This is a genomic window from Thiobacillus sp. (assembly GCF_013693775.1).
Lineage (GTDB): Bacteria > Pseudomonadota > Gammaproteobacteria > Burkholderiales > Thiobacillaceae > Thiobacillus.
Window position 1 is genome coordinate 1298156 of the sequence record NZ_CP059257.1, and the last position, 17702, is coordinate 1315857.

Genomic DNA, 17702 nt, shown 5'->3' on the forward strand with positions numbered 1-17702 from the left:
CGCGTTAGCCACTCACCCACCAGCGTAATCATCGTGGTTTGTAGCAGATCAGTTGGATAGGATGAGTACGACCTTCCTCTATGTTCCGCAATGTGTTGCGTGTCTTCTGCAAGGCGGTCTCGCCCATGAGTAGGTGTACCCCGAGCGGAGGCAAAGCGCCTTTCTCGGCTTTTTCGATCGCAATCCTATATCCGGCTGCATACTTGGCTCCGGTGTCATCAATGACGATGTCCTCGAATCCGGCCTGTTCCAAAACCGTTCGAGTCTCGGATGGCGTAATGAGGTACGCGCCACTGCCGTCCGCCGACCATGGAACAGGATGGTGCGGGTTGCCCTTCGGCCCCAAGCCGTGCTCACTGAGAGCAAAGAAAGCACCGGGCTTGAGCACTCTATAGGCTTCCGTGAAAAATCTCTGGCGATCAGCCACGTTCATGGTGACGTGCTGCGTGTAGGCACCATCAAAGTGCGAATCAGGATAGGGCAGGCGCTGACCGTCGCCCTGTTCGATTTTTACCGCTGATTCCATACGAAGGAGCGCTGTCAGTTTGTTTGCCGCTTCAACGAAGGGCACGGTTATGTCGAGGCCGCTTACCTTGCATTGAAATCGGTTTGCCATGTAGCGAGCGGGGCCGCCCAGCCCGCAGCCGATATCCAGAATGTGCTGGTCGACCTTGATCGGGAGTAGATCCGCGAGTTCAATTGTTGCGGGAAGACCGCGCGCGTGAAAATGGTCAACCGAAGCCAGGTCTTCGAGCGTCAAGCCGTCCAGAGGCTTGGACATCTTGTTCAAGGCCGAAACGATCAAGCTGTAAACGTCGCCCTTGCCCCAGTGGTCTGCAATCTCGCTAGTCATAGGGATCTCCGATCGTTACAGTTGGACGGCTAACGTCTGAATTCACCGGCCTTGCGCGGCTTTATGCACAAGGCCGGTGGAATAATGGGTTAGCGCTCATTTTTTACTCGCGTCTTAACAAGCTCAGGGTTCTTCTTGGTAAACGTCCATCCCTTGAGATATTCAAACAATGCATCCGTCGAAGCAAGAAATCCATCTGCCAGTTCAATCCAAAGCGCGTCAGGAATACCTTCATCAGTTGCTCCGACGTTTAGCAACACCTTACCGTTATCTTCCCAATCTTGAAACACCGAAANAATGTGCTTGTCAGAGAGGTGGATAAACCCTGAAGTGGCACCGTAAACGCGCGGCATCCATTTGTACTTCTTGCCGAGAGTATCGACAAGATGTCTGTCAGTCATGAGCTTCCCATTTTGATCTTTGAGTTTTCGTATGGGAGTTTCTCGAAGAACCTCTTGGGCGAGGTCATGCGGTTTCTCTACGATGAATGCGGCAAAGAAGCGCATACAACTATCAAGCTGAAGTCTCAGCAGCGAAGCAGCGCAAATGTAGTTTTGGCCGCGTATCAGTGAGGCAAAACCTGAACACTGTGCCATTGAACGCTTAACGGTGGCACAGGCAAGAATGTCCAACGGATACATTGCGCCGTTATCGACTTTCAGCATCTCAGCCAGTACCGAGAGATGAAGATCCTTGAGGCCTTCAATATGCGAAATACGCCGATCAAGCTCCGGGTGCATATGAGCACTAACAGTTAATAGAGAGACCCATGGGTCCGGATGTTTTTAATCAAGAGACAAAAACAAATAGGGTCAGACACCATTCCTACGCCGGTGGATATTCCGTAAACCGTGGCAGTTCTTGATCACCGCACGACCACTCCGCGCGCGAATCCCAGAAGACACGTGCTTGCGGCTGGATGGGCACCGCGCAGTCGAGCGAGCCCGCAGGCACGATGACGGCGCCGAGTTCAGGCACGAAGCGGGCGACGGAGCTGCCGCATTCGCTACAGAATTGCCGCGTGAATCGCTCGGCGTCTGGAACCTTGTAGCGCTTCAGCAGCGCCTCGCCGCGCGTGAAGACGATCTTTGCGTTCGTCAGCATGAGGTTCGTCGCATGCCCGGTTCCGGAAGACTTCCGGCAGCGCGAGCAATGGCAATGATAGAAGCGTTGCGGATCGCCAACCACTTCATAGCGAACGGCGCCGCACAGGCAACTGCCGTTCAGGGTAACTTCGTTCATCCTGTCCTCCCACGTGTCTCTCGGCATATACGTCTTCGGCGGGCAGTGCCTCGCCGCTATCGATACCCTCCTGACCGCTAACCCTCCCGGGCCCTGCATGCCTTGGCATTCTAGGCGAATGGCGGTTCTCCTGCCATAAGTTACCAGTGACCGCGCCGCCTCGCCATGCCAAGATGGCGCGGTCCGCCCCGCGCCTCACGATTTCATGTCTGCACTCCGCATCCGCATGCTGCTGGCCCTTGCGCTGTCGCTGGGAGTTCACGCGAGCCTGGTGCTGTGGGCAGCGCAGGCGCCACGGCCTCTGCCGGAGCCTGAAGCCGTGCCGATCGATCTCACGCTTGCACCAAGGCAGGCGGCGAAGCCTGCCGCCCCGCTGCCGCCCAAGGTGGAGAGGCAGAAGCCCGTTCGCGTGCCGGAAGCGCCCTCGCAGCCCGCGCCCGAAGAAACGCCCGCCTCCATGGCCGCTCCGCCTCCGCCCACCGCGGAGGACTGGCAACTCGCTTCCACCTACACACTCAAGAACAGCAAGCGCTACCGCTACAACTGGGGCAGCAGGTGCGCAGCATGATGGGGACGGCGGTGGCAGGCGTGCGGCAGGGGCTCGTACGCGTCCATGTCGAGATCGCGCCCGACGGCACGCTCGCCAGGGTCGAGGTGCTGTGGTCGACCTCGGAGGTCGCCGAGAAGCTCGCCTTGCAGGCGATCCGCGCCATGCCTCCGCTGCCGCCCACGCCGACGGGTGAGCCGCTAGTCTTCGACAAGACCATCGCCTTCCTGCCCTTCGAGACCGGTTGGCCGCCGGTCTACAAGTACGACTGCCTGCCGGACCCGCCGTCATTTAGCAACCGGTTCGCGTGGGACGGTTCCTCGCCCCGGCGCGTGCAACAAGCCGGCACGGACACGACGCCACCACGCAGTACCACTGCGAAGACCGAGTGCCCCGATGCCGGACCGGACACGATCGAGGCGGAAGAGAAGGACATGGAGCGCCAGTTCAAGGAATGGAGCGCGGGTCGCTTGAACGGAGCCGAATGAATTCGACAGGGCCGATGGTTTTGACCGAGCGGGTGCCGGATCGACCTACTTGAGCCTTCNCCCGAACTTCCCCTCCGCCTTCGCCACCTTCGGCGCCACCACGAACTGGCAATACGGCTGATACGGGTTCTGCTCGAAGTAGCGCTGGTGGTAATCCTCGGCGGGGTAGAAGGTCGTCGCCTCGGAGACTTCCGTGACGATCGGCGCACCGAAGTGCCTGGATGCCGTCAGCTCGGCGATTGCGGCTTCGGCCTCGGCCTTCTGCTCGGNGGTGTGCCAGAAGATGGCCGAGCGGTATTGCGTGCCGACGTCGTTGCCCTGGCGGTTGCGCTGGGTGGGATCGTGAAGGGTGAAGAAGACGTCGAGCAGGTCGCGGAACGAAATCACCTCCGGGTCGAAGGTAACCTGCACGACTTCGGCGTGGCCGGTGTCGCCGTTGCAGATATCCTTGTAGGTGGGATTCTCGGTGTAGCCGCCCATGTAGCCGGAGACGGCGGCGTCGACGCCGCGCAGCCGGTTGAACACGGTCTCGATGCACCAGAAGCAGCCGCCGGCGAGTGTTGCGGTTTGATGTGGCATGGTGTTGCTCCGTAATTGAGCTACTCAAGTCCTCCGATCAGGCCCTTCGACAAGCCTGTCCTGAGCGTAGTCGAAGGACTCAGGGCGAACGGCAGCATGTCGATGCCGTTCAGGCGACCGGCACCGTTTCCATGAACGATGCGCGGCTCGCCAGTTTCTCGGCGAGCCTGGCCAGGTTGGGATGCGCGGCACGCCAGTCAATCTCGGNGAAGCGCAGGTCCAGGTAGCCCAGCGTGCATCCGCAGGCGACGTCGGCCAGCGTCATGCTGTTGCTGTTGCCGAGGAACCAGGGCTTCTCACCCAGCGCTTCCGACAGCGCCTCAAGCCCGCGGAACAGGGTCTTCTCCTGCAGCGTCATCCAGTCGCTGCTGCGCTGCTCGGGTGCGCGCTTGCGTTCCAGATTCACCGCCACGGCCGCATCGGTGACGCCGTCGGCCAGCGCCTCGACGCCGCGCACCATCATGCGGATCTTCGGTTCACTGGGGATCAGGTGGGCAACCGGGCTGACGTGGTCAAGATATTCGACGATGACGCGCGAGTCGAACACGCTGATGCCGTCCTCCAACACCAGCACCGGCACCTTGCCGAGCGGATTGAAGCTGGGGATCGGGGTATCGGGCGACCACGGGTTTTCGACCTGAAGGTGGAAGGGAATTTTCTTTTCCAGCAGGACCACGCGGACTTTGCGGCCATACGGGCTGGTGAGCGAGGTGATCAGTTTCATACGGATTCGTATCCTGAATGCAGGTTGCTAGGTTGGATGATGTGCGCCGCCATTATCGCCTGTCGCACGCAGCGCTCCAACTCGTTCGCGCAGGGCCGGCAGCACGTTCTGTTCGAACCAGGGATGGCGCTTGAACCATAGACGATTGCGCGGGCTGGGATGCGGCAACGNGAAGTAATCGGGAAGGAAATCGCGCCAGGCGTGCACCGTGTCGGCCAGCGTTCGCCCGCGGCGCGTTCCCAGGTAATACGCCTGGGCGTAGGCGCCGATCAGCAGGGTGAGGCGGATGCCGGGCATGGCCGCGCGCAATGGCGGATGCCACAGCGGCGCGCATTCCGGACGCGGCGCTAGGTCGCTGCCCTTGACCGTGCCGGGATAGCACAGGCCGGTGGGGACGATGGCGATGTGGGAGACATCGTAGAACTGTTCGCGTGTCATGCCCAGCCATTCGCGCAGCCGGTCGCCCGAGGNGTCGTTCCAGGGAATGCCGGTTTCGTGCACGCGCCGGCCCGGCGCCTGGCCGACAATCAGCAGGCGCGCGGTGGACGAGACGCGCAGGACGGGACGCGGGGCATGCGGCAGATTCGCGGCGCAGACTGTACACGCCTCCACCTGCTCGACCAGCCCGGCAAGGCTCGTGGGCAGGCGCGTGCAATCCGGTTTTTCATCGCCGCCCGGCGCGCCGGTCAGCCTGCGTGGTCGACGATGAACTGCTTGACCGCATGGACGTCGGCGCCCATGACGTGCTTTTTCTGCGGCTGCGCTTCGAGGTTGGCGAGTTCGGCCGGGCGCACCGGCTCGACGCCGAGCGCTTCGCGGATCGCATCCTCGAACTTGGCCGGCTGCGCGGTCTCCATGCAGATCAGCGGCACGCCCGGCTGGCGGTGCTCCAGGCCCACTTTCAGGCCGTCGGCAGTGTGCGGGTCGATCATCGTACCGTACACCTCGTACACGGTGCGGATGGTGTCGATGCGGTTGGCGTGGCTGCTCGAACCGGAGACCATGCCGAAATCGGCGACTCTGTCGAACAGGCTGCGTCCATCGGTATCGCTATGGGCCTTGAGGTCGAAGCTGCCGCCCGACTCCACCGCGCTCCACAGGCTGCGGACCTTGGCGGCATCGCGCCCGGTCAGATCGAACACGAAGCGCTCGAAGTTGGACGCCTTCGAGATATCCATCGACGGGCTCGAGGTGTGCTTGGTCTCGGGACGCGGCCGGTAGACGCCGGTCTTGAAGAATTCGTCGAGCACGTCGTTCTCGTTGGTTGCGACGATCAGCTTGTCGATCGGCAGCCCCATCTGGCGCGCGATGTGGCCGGCGCAGACGTTGCCGAAATTGCCCGACGGCACCGAGAACGACACCTTCTGGCTATTGTCGTGCGTCGCCGCGAAATAGGCCTTGAAGTAGTAGACGCTCTGCGCCGCGACGCGCGCCCAGTTGATCGAGTTGACCGCGCCGATGTGGTGCTTCGTCTTGTAGTCGAGGTCGTTCGACACCGCCTTGACGATGTCCTGGCACTGGTCGAACACGCCGCGGATGACGAGGTTGTGGATGTTGGCGTCCTGCAGCGCATACATCTGCGCCTGCTGAAATCGCGTCATGCCGTGCTCGGGCGACAGCATGAAGACCTTGATGCCGCGCTTGCCGCGCATCGCGTATTCGGCAGCAGAACCCGTGTCGCCCGAGGTGGCGCCAAGGATGTTGAGTTCGCCATGGGTCTTGTCGAGCACGTACTCGAACAGGTTGCCTAGCAGCTGCATCGCCATGTCCTTGAACGCCAGCGTCGGCCCGTTCGACAGCGCCAGCACGTGCAGGCCAGGTTCCAGCGTCTTCAGCGGGGTGATGTCCTCGGCGTTTTCCTGGTCGGTGACGTAGCGGTAGACGTCGGCGGTGTAGGTCTTGTCGATCAGGCGGCGCAGGTCGTCCGCCGGGATGTCGTCGATCAGGCGCGACAGCACCGCGAAAGCCAGTTCGCGGTAGTTCATGCCGCGCATCGCTGCGAGTTCGGCTTCACTGAAGCGCGGGTAGGCCTCGGGCACGTAGAGGCCGCCGTCGCTGGCGAGCCCGCCGAGCAGGATTTCAGAGAAGCGAAGTTGCGGTGCCAGCCCGCGCGTACTGAGGTAATTCATTGCTTGCCTTTACATTTACCGGGCTGCCAGCTCTTCGAGCCGGATGCGCATCACCTTGCCCGCTACAGTGTCGAGGGCTTCGATCTTCGCGATCGCCGCGTTGACGTTCTTCTCCACCGTGACGTGGGTCAGCAGGATGATGTTGACCTGCTCCTCGCCCTCGGCCGGCTCCTTCTGCACCATGGCGTCGATCGAGATGTGGCTGTCGGCCAGAATGCGGGTGATGTCGGCCAGCACGCCGGGACGGTCGAACGCGCGCAGGCGCAGGTAGTACGCGGTGCGCACCTCGTCCATCGGCAGGATCGGCGTGTCGGCCAGCTGGTCGGGCTGGAACGCGAGGTGCGGCACGCGGTGGTGCGGGTCGGCGGTATGCAGGCGGGTGACGTCGACGAGGTCCGCGACCACGGCCGACGCCGTGGGTTCGGCACCCGCGCCGGCGCCGTAGTAGAGCGTCGGACCGACGGCATCACCCTTCACCAGCACGGCGTTCATCGCGCCGTCGACGTTGGCGATGAGGCGGCGTTCGGGAATCAGCGTCGGATGCACACGCAGCTCGATGCCGTTGTCGGCACGCCGCGCAATGCCCAGGAGCTTGATGCGGTAGCCGAGTTCCTCGGCGTATTTTACGTCCTCGCGCGTCAGCTTCGAGATGCCTTCGGTGTAGGCGCGGTCGAACTGCATCGGGATGCCGAAGGCGATCGCCGACAGGATGGTGAGCTTGTGCGCGGCGTCGATGCCCTCGATGTCGAAGGTGGGGTCGGCCTCGGCGTAGCCCAGGCGCTGCGCCTCCTTCAGCACATCCTCGAAGGCGGCGCCCTTGTCGCGCATCTCGGTCAGGATGAAGTTGCTGGTGCCGTTGATGATGCCGGCGAGCCACTCGATGCGGTTGGCGGTGAGGCCCTCGCGCAGCGCCTTGATGATGGGGATGCCGCCGGCCACTGCCGCCTCGAACGCCACCATCACGCCCTTGGCCTGCGCCGCCGCGAAGATCTCGTTGCCGAACTTGGCGACCAGGTGCTTGTTGGCCGTGACCACGTGCTTGCCGTTGGCGATGGCCTGCATCACCAGTTCGCGCGCCGGTTCCAGGCCGCCGATCAGTTCGACCACGATATCGATGTCGGGGTCGTCGACCACGTCGAACGGGTTGGTCGTCAGCGGCAGGTCGCCGGCCAGCGTCTTGGCCTTGTCGATATTGCGCACCGCCGCGCGCAGCACGCGGATTTCGCGTCCGGCGCGGCGGGTGATTTCTTCGGCATTGCGGCGCAGCACGGTCAGCGTGCCACNCCCGACCGTTCCCAGGCCCAGCAGGCCAACGTTGATGGGTTTCATCTCGTAATCTCGTTCAAATAAAAATCAGCGATGTGCACGCTGGCGGTCGAGGAACCGGCTCATGCGCGAAATCGCCTCGGTCAGATCTTCCTCGTGCGGCAGGAACACCACGCGAATATGGTCCGGTTGCGGCCAGTTGAAGCCGGTGCCCTGCACTACCAGGACGCGCTCTTCTTCCAGCAGGTTGAGGATGAATTTCTGGTCATCGTGGATGTGGTACAGCTTGGGGTCGAGCCGCGGAAACAGATACATCGCTGCTTTCGGCTTAACGCAGGTCACGCCGGGAATCAAGGTCAGCAGTTCGTGCGCCAGGTCGCGCTGGCGAGCCAACCGGCCGCTCGGTGCGACCAGGTCGTTGATGCTCTGGTAACCGCCGAGCGCCGTCTGGATCGCATACTGTCCCGGCACATTCGAGCACAGGCGCATCGACGCCAGCATGCTGAGGCCTTCCAGGTAATCCTTGGCATGGCGCTTGTCGCCCGACACGATCAGCCAGCCCGAACGGTAGCCGCAGGAGCGATAGTTCTTCGACAGGCCGTTGAAGGTGACGACCAGCACATCATCGGCCAGCGAGGCGATCGAGGTATGCACCACGCCGTCGTACAGCACCTTGTCGTAGATTTCGTCGGCGTACACGATCAGCTGGTGCTGGCGCGCGATCTCGAGAATTTCCAGCAGCAGCTCGGTCGGATACAGCGCGCCGGTCGGATTGTTCGGGTTGATGATGACGATCGCCCGCGTGCTGGACGTGATCTTGGCGCGGATATCGTCCAGATCGGGCAGCCAGCCGGCGCCCTCGTCGCACAGGTAGTGACGCGGCTTGCCGCCGCCCAGGCTGACCGCCGCCGTCCACAACGGATAGTCCGGCGCCGGCACCAGCACTTCATCGCCGTTGTTCAGCAGTGCCTGCATCGACATCACGATCAGCTCGGAGACGCCGTTGCCGACGAAGATATCGTCGATCGTCACCCCGGCGATGCCCTTGCGCTGGGTTTCGTGCATGATCGCCTTGCGTGCCGAGAACAGGCCCTTGGAGTCGCTGTAGCCCGACGCGTTCGGCAGGTTGAGGATCACGTCCTGGACGATTTCCTCGGGCGACTCGAAATTGAACGGTGCAGGATTGCCGATGTTCAGCTTGATGATGCGCTGCCCCTCTTCCTCCATCTGCCGTGCGCGCGCCAGCACGGGGCCACGGATGTCGTAGCAGACATTGTCGAGCTTGGACGATTTGTGGATGGTGCGTAAGCGTGGTTTGTTGTCAGCCGTCACGGCGGTCTTCCTGGTCAACCTGCGTAAAATCAAGGCAAAACAACACCTTGGGAAGCGCTCGATTTTACCGGAGGCGCTCTCCCCGGCAAACAAAACCGGGCGCTACGGCGCATGAGCGGGCGCACGACGGCTTACCGCCCGGCTGGAATCTGCTAAGGTTTCAGCATGAAACTGCATCTCAACACCGATGCCAGCCAGTTGTTGTTCACCGGCTATGGCGAAGACCACGTCCTCATCAACGGCCATCGCCATGACGCCAGCCTATTACTGACCGCCCGCGGCATCGAGATCGCNCCCTGGGTCGGCCTCGGTTTCGATGCCCTGACCGCCGCGCATTTCGAATGGATCGCACAACGCGAGCTCGACATCCTCTTGCTGGGCACCGGCACCCGGTTGCGTTTTCCCCATCCCTCGCTGACGCGTGCGCTGATGGACGCGCGCATCGGACTGGAGGTGATGGATATCGGGGCGCTGTGCCGTACCTACAACATCCTGGCGGGAGAGGGACGGAGCGTGGGGGCGGCGGTGCTGATCGAGCCTGCGGCTGGGGACTGAGCCGCGTCATTGCGAGGCGCATAACGCCGAAGCAATCCAGTCCGATCAGGCGCGGAGCATCGCCGAGTAGTTGTTGGCTTCGCGGAACTACTGATCGTTGGCCGGGGTAGCCCGGCCAACGGTCAGCAATCCTGCGAATATCTCAACTACAACGTACAGCCCCCTTCGCCAAGCTCAGGACAGGATCAGGGGAACGGCGCGGAACCGGCATCACCTGTTCGAAACTCGTGATCCCCACAAACTCTCCGCAATCCTTGTGCGACTGCCGCGAATCCGGATTGCACACCGCCAGCAGCTGCGCGATCCCGTAGGCCTGCGCACTCTCCAGCACCGGCAGACTGTCGTCCACGAACAGGGTACGCGTCTTGTCGAACGGTTCGATCGCCTGCAAACCCTGCCAGAAATCAGGATGCTCCTTCGGCAGGCCGACCTGGTGCGACGAGAGCAAGGCATCGAAATAGGTGTCGATGCGGGTCTCGCGCATTTTCAGACCGAGGCTTTTGGGATGGGCATTGGTCACCATCACCATCCTGCGGCCCGCTGCACGCACCGCCTGCAGGAACGCCGGCACGTCCGGGCGAACCGCGATCAGGTGCGCGACCTCCTCCTTCAACTGCACGATGTCGAGCGCGAGTTCACTGCTCCAGAAGTCCAGGCAATACCAGTTGAGGGTGCCCGCGTGACGGGCGTAATGCGCGTTGAGATGCGCGCGTGCCGTTTCCGGCGCGAGGCCGTGGTATTCGGCATAGCGCCGCGGCATGTGCTCGAGCCAGAAATGGTTGTCGAAATGGAGGTCGAGCAGCGTGCCGTCCATGTCGAGGAAGACGGTGTCGATCTGCGCCCAGTCGATCATGGCAAGGGCACGCGGGTCCGGGTCAGAACAGCTCGTCCTTGGATACGCCGCGCCGCAGCAGCAGCTGCCGCAGCACGCGCAGGGATTCCATCTGGATCTGCCGCACGCGCTCGCGGGTAACCTGCAGTTCGAGCGCCAGGTCTTCCAGCGTGCAGGCCTCGCAGTTGTTCAGGCCGAAACGGCGCTCGATCACCCAGCGCTGCTTGTCGTTGAGTTGGGTCAGCCATTCGTGGACGTGGTGCTCGATTTCCTCGAGCTGCAGCATCTCGTCCGGCAGGTGTGCGTTGTCGTCGGCGATCGCCTCGCCCAGCGACAGTGTGGGATCGACGTCGAGCGGCGCGTCGAGCGAGGCGACCCGCTCGTTCAGCTGCATGATGCGACGGACATCCTCGACCGCATGCCCAGTCAACGCGGCGATGTCGTCTGCGCTGGCATCGGTGACGCCATGCGTTTCCAGATGCCGCTTCGCCCGCAGGTAGATGTTGAGTTCCTTGATGATATGCACCGGCAGACGGATGGTACGCGACTGGTTCATGATCGCGCGCTCGATGTTCTGGCGGATCCACCAGGTGGCATAGGTCGAGAAACGGAAACCGCGCTCGGGATCGAATTTTTCCAGCGCATGGATGAGGCCGAGGTTGCCTTCTTCCACCAGGTCGAGCAGCGTCAGCCCGCGGTTGGAATAATGCTTGGCGATGTTCACCACTAGGCGCAGGTTGCGCTCGATCATGGTCTGCCGTGCCTCGAAATCTCCCTGCACGGTGCGCCGCGCCAGAGCGACTTCTTCCTCGGCGGTCAGCAGCGGCGCCAGCCCGATTTCATTGAGATACAGCTGGGTGACGTCGACCTGCGGTTCGTCGAGGATGGCCGATGCCAGTTCCTCGTTGGTATCCGCGGCGGTCTGCTGCTCCAGGTCGGCTTCAGATTGCTCGGNGGTCAGGTCATCGGATTCGTCGCTGGGTTCGCGGCTCATGAGCGCTCCGGCAAATAGGTCAAGGGATCGAGCGGTTTGCCATAACGGCGGATTTCAAAATGCAGTTTGACCCGGTCGGCATCGCTGTCGCCCATCAGGGCGATCTTCTGCCCGGCCGTCACCATGTCACCCTCCTTCACCAGGATGGTCTCGTTGTGCGCATAGGCCGACAGGAATTCGCCGGCATGCTTGATGATGAGCAGGCGGCCATAACCGCGCAGGCCGCTGCCACTGTATACCACCTTGCCGGCCGCCACGGCTCTCACGGGCGTATTGCGCGCGCCGGCGATGTCGATTCCCTTGCCGCCCGCCGCGCCGAAGCGGCCGATCAGCGTACCGTCCACTGGCCACAGCCAGGTGTCGACCGACGCGCTGGCGGAGGATGCCGCGGACGCGGGCGCCGGTGGCGCGGTGGCCTGGACAGGGGCGCGGGGATGGGGCTGGCCGCAACGGGCGCGGGTGGCGTGGCCGGGCGGGCGCCGGACACCTGGGCCCAGTTGGCGTCGGAGTAGGTCAGCAATTGCGCCTGCGGTTCGCGCAGCACGGGTGGATCGGTCAGCGGCCGGGCGCTCGGCGCGGGTTCGTCGTCAAGCGGCTTGATCTCGACTGCGCCGGCCGGCGGCGTGAGCCTCAACACCTGGCCGACCAGGATACGGTCAGCGGATTCGAGCTGGTTCCAGATGGCGATCTCGCGATAGTCGAGGCCGTTGGCAAAGGCGATGGCATACAGCGTGTCGCCACGCTGCACGGTATGCAGGCCATTGGTGGACGGCGCGATCTGCGGCGTGGCCGGGCGCGCGCCCTCGGACTTCACGGTGCGATGCGCCGGCGACCGCTCATCCACCGGCGCCATTCCGGGCGACATGCAGCCCGCCAGACCCAGCAGCATCAAACCCAGCCAGGCGGCACGGCATCCCACAGCCTGGCGCATTACGCTACTCCCGGCAACAGGGGAACGAACTTCACACCTTCGAGCATGCGTTCGGTGAACGACTCGCCCTGGCGTTCCATCACGCACAGCGTCTGCGTGGCGTTACCGAGCGGCATCACCAGGCGTCCGCCGTCGGCCAGTTGCTCCAGCAGGACGTGCGGCACTTCCGCAAACGCGGCCGCGATCACGATGGCATCGAACGGCGCAAAATCCCGGGCGCCCGTCATGCCGTCGCCATGCTTGGGTTTGACGTTGTTGACCCGCAATTCCCGCAAACGCACCCGGGTCTTGCCGACCAGCGCCGCGATGCGTTCCATCGACACCACTTCGCGCGCCAGCTTGCCCAGGACCGCCGCCTGATAGCCGCAACCCAGTCCGATTTCGAGCACGCGGCCCAGTTCGTGGCCGTGTCCGTTCTCGCCGTGCCGCGCCAGTTCGGCCATGCGCGCCACGATATAGGGATTGGAAATCGTCTGCCCGAAACCGATCGGCAGGGCCGTGTCTTCGTAGGCGCGCGACTCCAGGGCCTGGTCGACATATAGGTGGCGCGGCACGCTGCCCATCGCCGCCAGCACCATTTCATCCTTGATGCCCTGCTCGCGCAGACGCTCGATCATGCGGCCGCGCGTACGCGCCGAGGTCATGCCAATGCCGGCACGGGGATTCAGGGTTTCAGCCATGCGTTCACGCTGTCCATCTGGCTGAAACGGGTGAGATCCATTTGCAGCGGAGTGATCGAAACCCGGTCATTGGCGACGGCATGGAAATCGGTGCCTTCGCCCGCATCCTGCGCCGCGCCGGCAGCGCCCACCCAATACACCGTCTGCCCGCGCGGGTTGGTCGTCTTCACCACCGACTCGGCCTTGTGGCGCTTGCCCAGCCGGGTCACGGAGACGCCATTCAATTCGGCAGTGGCACAGTCCGGGACGTTGACGTTGAGCAGCATCGGTTCGGTCGGCGGCCGCGTCTGGATGCGTTGCACCAGGTCAGCAACCACGCGCGCGGCCGTGTCGAAGTAACGCGCATTGTGGCTGGCGAGCGAGACCGCAATCGACGGGATACCCAGCAGATAGCCCTCGGTGGCGGCCGCGACCGTGCCGGAATAAATCGTGTCGTCGCCCATGTTGGCGCCGTGGTTGATGCCTGAAATCACCATGTCGGGCATATGGTCCAGCATGCCGGTGACGGCCAGATGAACGCAATCGGTCGGCGTGCCGTTGACATAGTAGAAGCCGCTCGGCGCCTGACGCAGCATCAGCGGGCGGTCGAGCGTGAGCGAATTGGATGCGCCGCTGCGGTCGCGTTCGGGCGCCACCACGGTGATGTCGGCGAGTGGTGCGAGCGCCTGCGCCAGCGCGGCCAGGCCGGGAGCAAAGTAACCGTCGTCGTTGGATAGCAGGATACGCATCAGCGGCAGCCTCCGGGCAGGACAGGCAAACGGAACGGAATACTCATGGCAGCGATGCGAACTTCTAACATGCGCCCGATTCTACCATCGGGATTTGATCTGTTCAGTCGTATTCCCGGGTATAGAACGCATCGAAGCTGCTGGGCTGTCCGGCCTGCGCTTCGAGCCGCACNNGCGTGGACAACTGATAGAGCACCTTGACTACCTGGCTCAGGCCGTCGAGGCTCTGCTCGTAGCTCAGCGTCGCGCGCGAGGACAAACGCTTGCCGACGCTGACCACGGTGCTGGTCAGGGATTCGCTGCTGCCCGCGCGTACGTCGAAGCTGTCGATGCCCAGGGTTTCCGCCATCTTCGCCTGCAGGTTCACGGACTCGGCCTGACTCAGCAAGGCGCCTGCCGCCACCTGCAGCAAGACGAACTCCTGCTGGCCGCTGCTTTCCAGGCCGTGCCCCAGCACCAGCCAGGCGAGCTTCTCCGTGTCGGGCATGGCCGGATCGGAATAGAGCGTCACCAGCGGACGCTGCACCGTGCCGCCCACCTGTACACCCACTTTCACGTCCGGTGTCTTGCGTACCGCCAGCACGTCGAGCCCGGGATTGTCGATGGGTCCGGCAAAACGCAGGACGCCGCGCTCGATGTCCAACGTCTGCGCATAGGCGGCGTAGCGCCCTTTCTCCACCTGGATCGTGCCGTCGCCGCGCAAGGCCTGATTCACGGTGAACACGCGCAGCTGGCCACCCAGCCGCGCGTCGAGCCCGGCGCCCTTGAACAGGAAATCGTCGCCCAGCTTGAGCGTCAGGTCGAGCGCCAGCGGGAAACGCTGGGCCACTGGCTTCTCGCGCGGCGGCCGGCCGACGACGACGACATCGCTCGACAATTCGGGACGACTCGCCTCAGGCATTTCCAGACGGGCCCGGTCGGCGGTGAGCTCGCCAGTGAGCTGCAGGCGTTTCTGGTCGAGGTTGAGCCGGGTCGTGCCGGACACGGTCACACGGCGGTCGCTGCGGTTGGTCGCCGCAAATTTCTCGAACGTGAGCGTGAGCCCGGCTTGCGGGTTTTTCAGCTGGGCGTCGCCGCTCACCACGATGCGGCCGCTGGTGCCTTTCAGCACGCCCTCCTGTACCAGGACCCGGTCGTCCGTCAACTGGAGCTTGAGCGTGCCGTCGGTGATCGCCACGCCCTGCTCCGGCATGGAGAAACGGATGGCGTCGGCGGCAACCCGGCCGTCGATGCGCGGTGCCGCCAGGCTGCCGCTGCCGCTCAACTGCGCATTGACGCGGGCATCGGCGCGGATGCCAACCGGAATGAACGGCTTCAACAGTCGCAGGTCCGGCACGTCGAACTGGGCATTCCACGTCAGCGGCGCGCTGCGCGACAGGGTGAATGCGGCCTCCGTGCGGACCAGCATGCCCCGGCCATCCAGACGCAACTGTCCTGCCTCGTGCGTGTCGGCGGCGAGCCGAAGATGGGCCTGGCTGCCGGCCGCATCGACATCGAGCGTGAGGGCGGTCAACCCCATGGCCAGCGCCGGATCGGTCAGCCGCACATCGCCGGACTGGCGACGCAGCTGCAGCCGGCCATCGAGCGACTCGCCCGCGCGCAGGTCCCAGTCGCCGTTCACGCGCAGGTCGGTGGTGAAAGGCGGCGCCGTCTCCAACAGCGCGAGCACGGNGGCCAGCGGCAGATTGGCAAGCGTGCCGCGGCTGGCCAGATGCGCGCCCTGGCGATCGAAGCGTTCGACCGTCAGCCGGCCGCCTGCCACGGTCAGCGCCAGATCGTTCACCTGCTGTCGTTCGCTCGACAGCAGCAGGTGGGCGGGGGCCACCAGTTTCACTGGCCAGTCGCCCTGCACCTCGGCCTGGTTCAATTGTCCGCGCCACACCTGGTTCGCATCCAGGCCGCCTGCCAGGTTCGCGGTCAGCCGCCACGCCGGCAAGCGGGCATCGAGCGTCAGCGTGTGGGCATTGCGGCGCCCCTGCAGGATGGCACGAAGGGTGTCCAGATGCTGCCCGGCCAGTTGCACTCCGCTCGCGTCGAGCTGCCCGTTGAACATGCCGCTGGCGGCAGCTTGCATGTTCATGCGCAGATCCACGGACTCGGCGGCGATGTCGCCGGGCAGGTGCAGGCTGCGGGCGGCGAGCTGCGCGTCGACCTCCAGGCGGGCAGGATCGCCGCTGGCGCTGCCGCGACTGGTCAGCCGCCCGGCCAGACCCAGGTTCAGGCGCGCCAGCGCCGGCGCATCGACGTCCCAGACGAGCCGGTCGCCCGCCCGGCCGTACGCGCCTTTCAGCTTTGCCCGGTTGCCGGCCAGATCCAGATCGATGTCGGCGTCGACGAGATGCCGGTTTTCATAACGCAGCCGCCCCTGTCCGCTCACCGGACGGCCTTCAAGGTCGCCCGCCGGCAGGTTGAACTGTGCCTGCACGCGCGGCATGGGCAACAAGGCGCCGCTGGCCTGGCCGCGCGCGTTGAGCCGTCCGCGCGGAAACTTGCCGAAACGGGCCGGATTGATTTGCGTGGCATCGAACGCAGCGCTGAAGGCACGCGTGGCGTCGAGATGGAGCGCGCCCTCTGCCGTCAGGCGCCCCGCCTGTCCGGCAAAACTCGCCGACTCCAGACGCAGTACCGTGCCAGCGTGCGTCAGCGTAAAGCGGCCTTGCCCCCAGCTTTCGCTGACATCGGCCGTAAGCGTCTGGCGCGCCGCATCACCCTCCAGTTGCAAGGCCGTCTGCAGGCGCGTGGCAACCAACTGGCGATGCAGCCCGGCGAGATTGAGGCGTGGACTGTCCAGATTCACGCTCAGGCGGCCGTTGCGCCATTGTCCGCTCCCGTTCAGTTGTCCGGCCGCACCCAGATCGATCGCCAGTGCACTGAAATCGGCCCGCACGCTGTCGCCCACCACCGCGCCGGTCAGATTGGCGAGCGGCAGGCGGTCCTGGTCGAGCCGCCCGGCCAGCCGGTTGCTGAGGCTGAAGCTGCCCAACAGGCGCTCGCCCGGCTGGCCTTCGAACACGCCGGAAAACGCCAGGTCGGCGCGCGGCGCGCCCGCGGCGAACAGGCGCGGGTCGATGCCCTGCCCGGCCACTAGCAGCCTGGGCAAACGCACGCGCGCGAAGGGCGCGGCTTCGCCGCTGACCATCATGGTCATGCTTCGGGCTTGGGCATCGAAGCGGAAGACGATGGTTGCCAGCCGCCCCTGCACGTCGAGCGCAGCGCCGATCGGGATGGGGTCGCGGCGCGCGGCGTCGAACCGCCCCTGCAGCTTGAACGGCGCGTCCTTGTCGAGCTCGAACCGGCCGCCGACATCCGCCCAGGGCGTGGTGGCCGTCATGCCGGTGAATCGATAGCGGTCGCCGTCGTCGTCGATGCGTCCGTGCAGGTTCTTGAAGTCGAGCGTGCCCCCGCCATCGACGACAGCGAGATGCGCCACGTCCCAGGCGGCCACGTGCATGTCGACTGGCAGGCGCAGGCTGGCGGGCAGCGTCGAAGGTGTCGGGTCCGGCTTCAGGGTCTCGACCCGTACGGTTTGCGCCGCCAGCAGGCCGATGTCGAGCCGCCGCCGCAGCAGCGCGCGCGGCTGCCATTCCAGCCGGACCTGTTCGAGTGTGACGCGCTTCGTATCCGACGTGAAAACGAATTTCGCGATGTTGATGGGAACGCCGACATGTCCGTCCACGCCCTCGACGGTCAGCCGCCCGCCACCCAGGAAAACCGCCGCCTCGGCCAGCCAGCGGAACCCCGTGTCCGTCGTCGCCATTCCGATCGCCACGGCAACCAGCAGAACCAGCGTTGCCAGCAGTGCGGCCAGTCCTCTCAGCACGC

At 64.3% G+C, this 17702-nt stretch carries 18 protein-coding genes; 3 read left to right on the forward strand and 15 right to left on the reverse strand.

The window, feature by feature from the left end; all coding sequences use genetic code 11:
- Window positions 1-28: 28 nt before the first annotated feature.
- On the reverse strand, window positions 29-853 hold the full coding sequence (locus HZY77_RS06420; protein ID WP_296819893.1) for a class I SAM-dependent methyltransferase: 825 nt from the start codon (window positions 851-853) through the stop codon (window positions 29-31).
- An 825-nt stretch (window positions 854-1678) separates the two neighbouring features.
- Complete coding sequence (locus HZY77_RS06425) at window positions 1679-2095, reverse strand: GFA family protein (RefSeq protein WP_296819895.1); 417 nt, start codon at window positions 2093-2095, stop codon at window positions 1679-1681.
- A gap of 205 nt (window positions 2096-2300) precedes the next feature.
- On the opposite strand from HZY77_RS06425, the gene HZY77_RS06430 reads away from it, so the two are divergent.
- Together HZY77_RS06430 and HZY77_RS06435 are read left to right on the forward strand one after the other, a co-directional pair.
- Window positions 2301-2663 carry a hypothetical protein gene (locus HZY77_RS06430; protein WP_296819898.1) on the forward strand — a complete coding sequence of 121 codons (363 nt, stop codon included), beginning with the start codon at window positions 2301-2303 and terminating at the stop codon, window positions 2661-2663.
- Window positions 2660-3130: an energy transducer TonB gene (locus tag HZY77_RS06435; protein WP_296819900.1), complete on the forward strand. Its 471-nt coding sequence runs from the start codon at window positions 2660-2662 to the stop codon at window positions 3128-3130. Before HZY77_RS06430 ends, HZY77_RS06435 begins: the two co-directional genes overlap by 4 nt.
- A gap of 45 nt (window positions 3131-3175) precedes the next feature.
- Here HZY77_RS06435 and msrA read toward each other — a convergent pair whose 3' ends face one another.
- The 6 genes from msrA to HZY77_RS06465 all read right to left on the reverse strand — a co-directional run bounded on the left by msrA (window position 3176) and on the right by HZY77_RS06465 (window position 9160).
- Window positions 3176-3709 carry a peptide-methionine (S)-S-oxide reductase MsrA gene (gene msrA / locus HZY77_RS06440; protein WP_296819903.1) on the reverse strand — a complete coding sequence of 178 codons (534 nt, stop codon included), beginning with the start codon at window positions 3707-3709 and terminating at the stop codon, window positions 3176-3178.
- A gap of 109 nt (window positions 3710-3818) precedes the next feature.
- The gene (locus HZY77_RS06445) at window positions 3819-4433 is read right to left on the reverse strand and encodes a glutathione S-transferase C-terminal domain-containing protein (protein WP_296819905.1); all 615 of its coding nucleotides are present in this window, start codon (window positions 4431-4433) and stop codon (window positions 3819-3821) included.
- A 27-nt stretch (window positions 4434-4460) separates the two neighbouring features.
- The gene (locus tag HZY77_RS06450) at window positions 4461-5045 is read right to left on the reverse strand and encodes a uracil-DNA glycosylase family protein (protein ID WP_296819908.1); all 585 of its coding nucleotides are present in this window, start codon (window positions 5043-5045) and stop codon (window positions 4461-4463) included.
- 74 nt (window positions 5046-5119) lie between these two features.
- A complete protein-coding gene (gene thrC, locus HZY77_RS06455; RefSeq protein ID WP_296819912.1) occupies window positions 5120-6562 on the reverse strand; it encodes a threonine synthase in 1443 nt (480 codons plus the stop codon).
- Window positions 6563-6577: 15 nt separating this feature from the next.
- A complete protein-coding gene (locus HZY77_RS06460; RefSeq protein ID WP_296819914.1) occupies window positions 6578-7891 on the reverse strand; it encodes a homoserine dehydrogenase in 1314 nt (437 codons plus the stop codon).
- 24 nt (window positions 7892-7915) lie between these two features.
- The gene (locus HZY77_RS06465; RefSeq protein ID WP_296632233.1) at window positions 7916-9160 is read right to left on the reverse strand and encodes a pyridoxal phosphate-dependent aminotransferase; all 1245 of its coding nucleotides are present in this window, start codon (window positions 9158-9160) and stop codon (window positions 7916-7918) included.
- A 165-nt stretch (window positions 9161-9325) separates the two neighbouring features.
- Here HZY77_RS06465 and HZY77_RS06470 point away from each other — a divergent pair, with 165 nt between their 5' ends.
- Window positions 9326-9715 (forward strand): Mth938-like domain-containing protein, encoded by a 390-nt coding sequence (locus HZY77_RS06470; RefSeq protein ID WP_296819916.1) that lies wholly within the window; start codon window positions 9326-9328, stop codon window positions 9713-9715.
- Between the two features lie 142 nt (window positions 9716-9857).
- Here the strand turns inward: HZY77_RS06470 and yrfG are convergent, their stop codons facing one another.
- The 7 genes from yrfG to HZY77_RS06505 form a co-directional block, all read right to left on the reverse strand.
- Window positions 9858-10568, reverse strand: a complete 711-nt coding sequence (yrfG, locus tag HZY77_RS06475) for a GMP/IMP nucleotidase (protein ID WP_296819918.1) — start codon at window positions 10566-10568, stop codon at window positions 9858-9860.
- A 22-nt stretch (window positions 10569-10590) separates the two neighbouring features.
- The gene (rpoS, locus tag HZY77_RS06480) at window positions 10591-11541 is read right to left on the reverse strand and encodes an RNA polymerase sigma factor RpoS (protein WP_296819920.1); all 951 of its coding nucleotides are present in this window, start codon (window positions 11539-11541) and stop codon (window positions 10591-10593) included.
- A complete protein-coding gene (locus HZY77_RS06485; protein WP_296819923.1) occupies window positions 11538-11885 on the reverse strand; it encodes a peptidoglycan DD-metalloendopeptidase family protein in 348 nt (115 codons plus the stop codon). Before HZY77_RS06485 ends, rpoS begins: the two co-directional genes overlap by 4 nt.
- Window positions 11870-12472 (reverse strand): LysM peptidoglycan-binding domain-containing protein, encoded by a 603-nt coding sequence (locus tag HZY77_RS06490; protein WP_296819926.1) that lies wholly within the window; start codon window positions 12470-12472, stop codon window positions 11870-11872. The genes HZY77_RS06485 and HZY77_RS06490 overlap by 16 nt, the downstream gene beginning before the upstream one ends.
- Window positions 12472-13152: a protein-L-isoaspartate(D-aspartate) O-methyltransferase gene (locus HZY77_RS06495; RefSeq protein WP_296632216.1), complete on the reverse strand. Its 681-nt coding sequence runs from the start codon at window positions 13150-13152 to the stop codon at window positions 12472-12474. The genes HZY77_RS06490 and HZY77_RS06495 overlap by 1 nt, the downstream gene beginning before the upstream one ends.
- Entirely contained in the window at window positions 13137-13880 is a 744-nt protein-coding gene (surE, locus tag HZY77_RS06500) for a 5'/3'-nucleotidase SurE (protein ID WP_296819928.1), read from the reverse strand. Before surE ends, HZY77_RS06495 begins: the two co-directional genes overlap by 16 nt.
- A 103-nt stretch (window positions 13881-13983) precedes the next feature.
- Window positions 13984-17700 (reverse strand): translocation/assembly module TamB domain-containing protein, encoded by a 3717-nt coding sequence (locus HZY77_RS06505; RefSeq protein WP_296819931.1) that lies wholly within the window; start codon window positions 17698-17700, stop codon window positions 13984-13986.
- Between the last annotated feature and the right edge of the window lie 2 nt (window positions 17701-17702).

What these genes read in the sequence shown, in the direction of transcription:
- HZY77_RS06495 (WP_296632216.1), bottom strand. Translation starts at nt 13,152, where the DNA reads ATGGCTGAAACCCTGAATCCCCGTGCCGGCATTGGCATGACCTCGGCG.
- HZY77_RS06435 (WP_296819900.1), top strand. Translation starts at nt 2,660, where the DNA reads ATGATGGGGACGGCGGTGGCAGGCGTGCGGCAGGGGCTCGTACGCGTC.
- HZY77_RS06490 (WP_296819926.1), bottom strand. Translation starts at nt 12,472, where the DNA reads ATGCGCCAGGCTGTGGGATGCCGTGCCGCCTGGCTGGGTTTGATGCTG.
- HZY77_RS06430 (WP_296819898.1), top strand. Translation starts at nt 2,301, where the DNA reads ATGTCTGCACTCCGCATCCGCATGCTGCTGGCCCTTGCGCTGTCGCTG.
- HZY77_RS06420 (WP_296819893.1), bottom strand. Translation starts at nt 853, where the DNA reads ATGACTAGCGAGATTGCAGACCACTGGGGCAAGGGCGACGTTTACAGC.
- surE (WP_296819928.1), bottom strand. Translation starts at nt 13,880, where the DNA reads ATGCGTATCCTGCTATCCAACGACGACGGTTACTTTGCTCCCGGCCTG.
- HZY77_RS06425 (WP_296819895.1), bottom strand. Translation starts at nt 2,095, where the DNA reads ATGAACGAAGTTACCCTGAACGGCAGTTGCCTGTGCGGCGCCGTTCGC.
- yrfG (WP_296819918.1), bottom strand. Translation starts at nt 10,568, where the DNA reads ATGATCGACTGGGCGCAGATCGACACCGTCTTCCTCGACATGGACGGC.
- thrC (WP_296819912.1), bottom strand. Translation starts at nt 6,562, where the DNA reads ATGAATTACCTCAGTACGCGCGGGCTGGCACCGCAACTTCGCTTCTCT.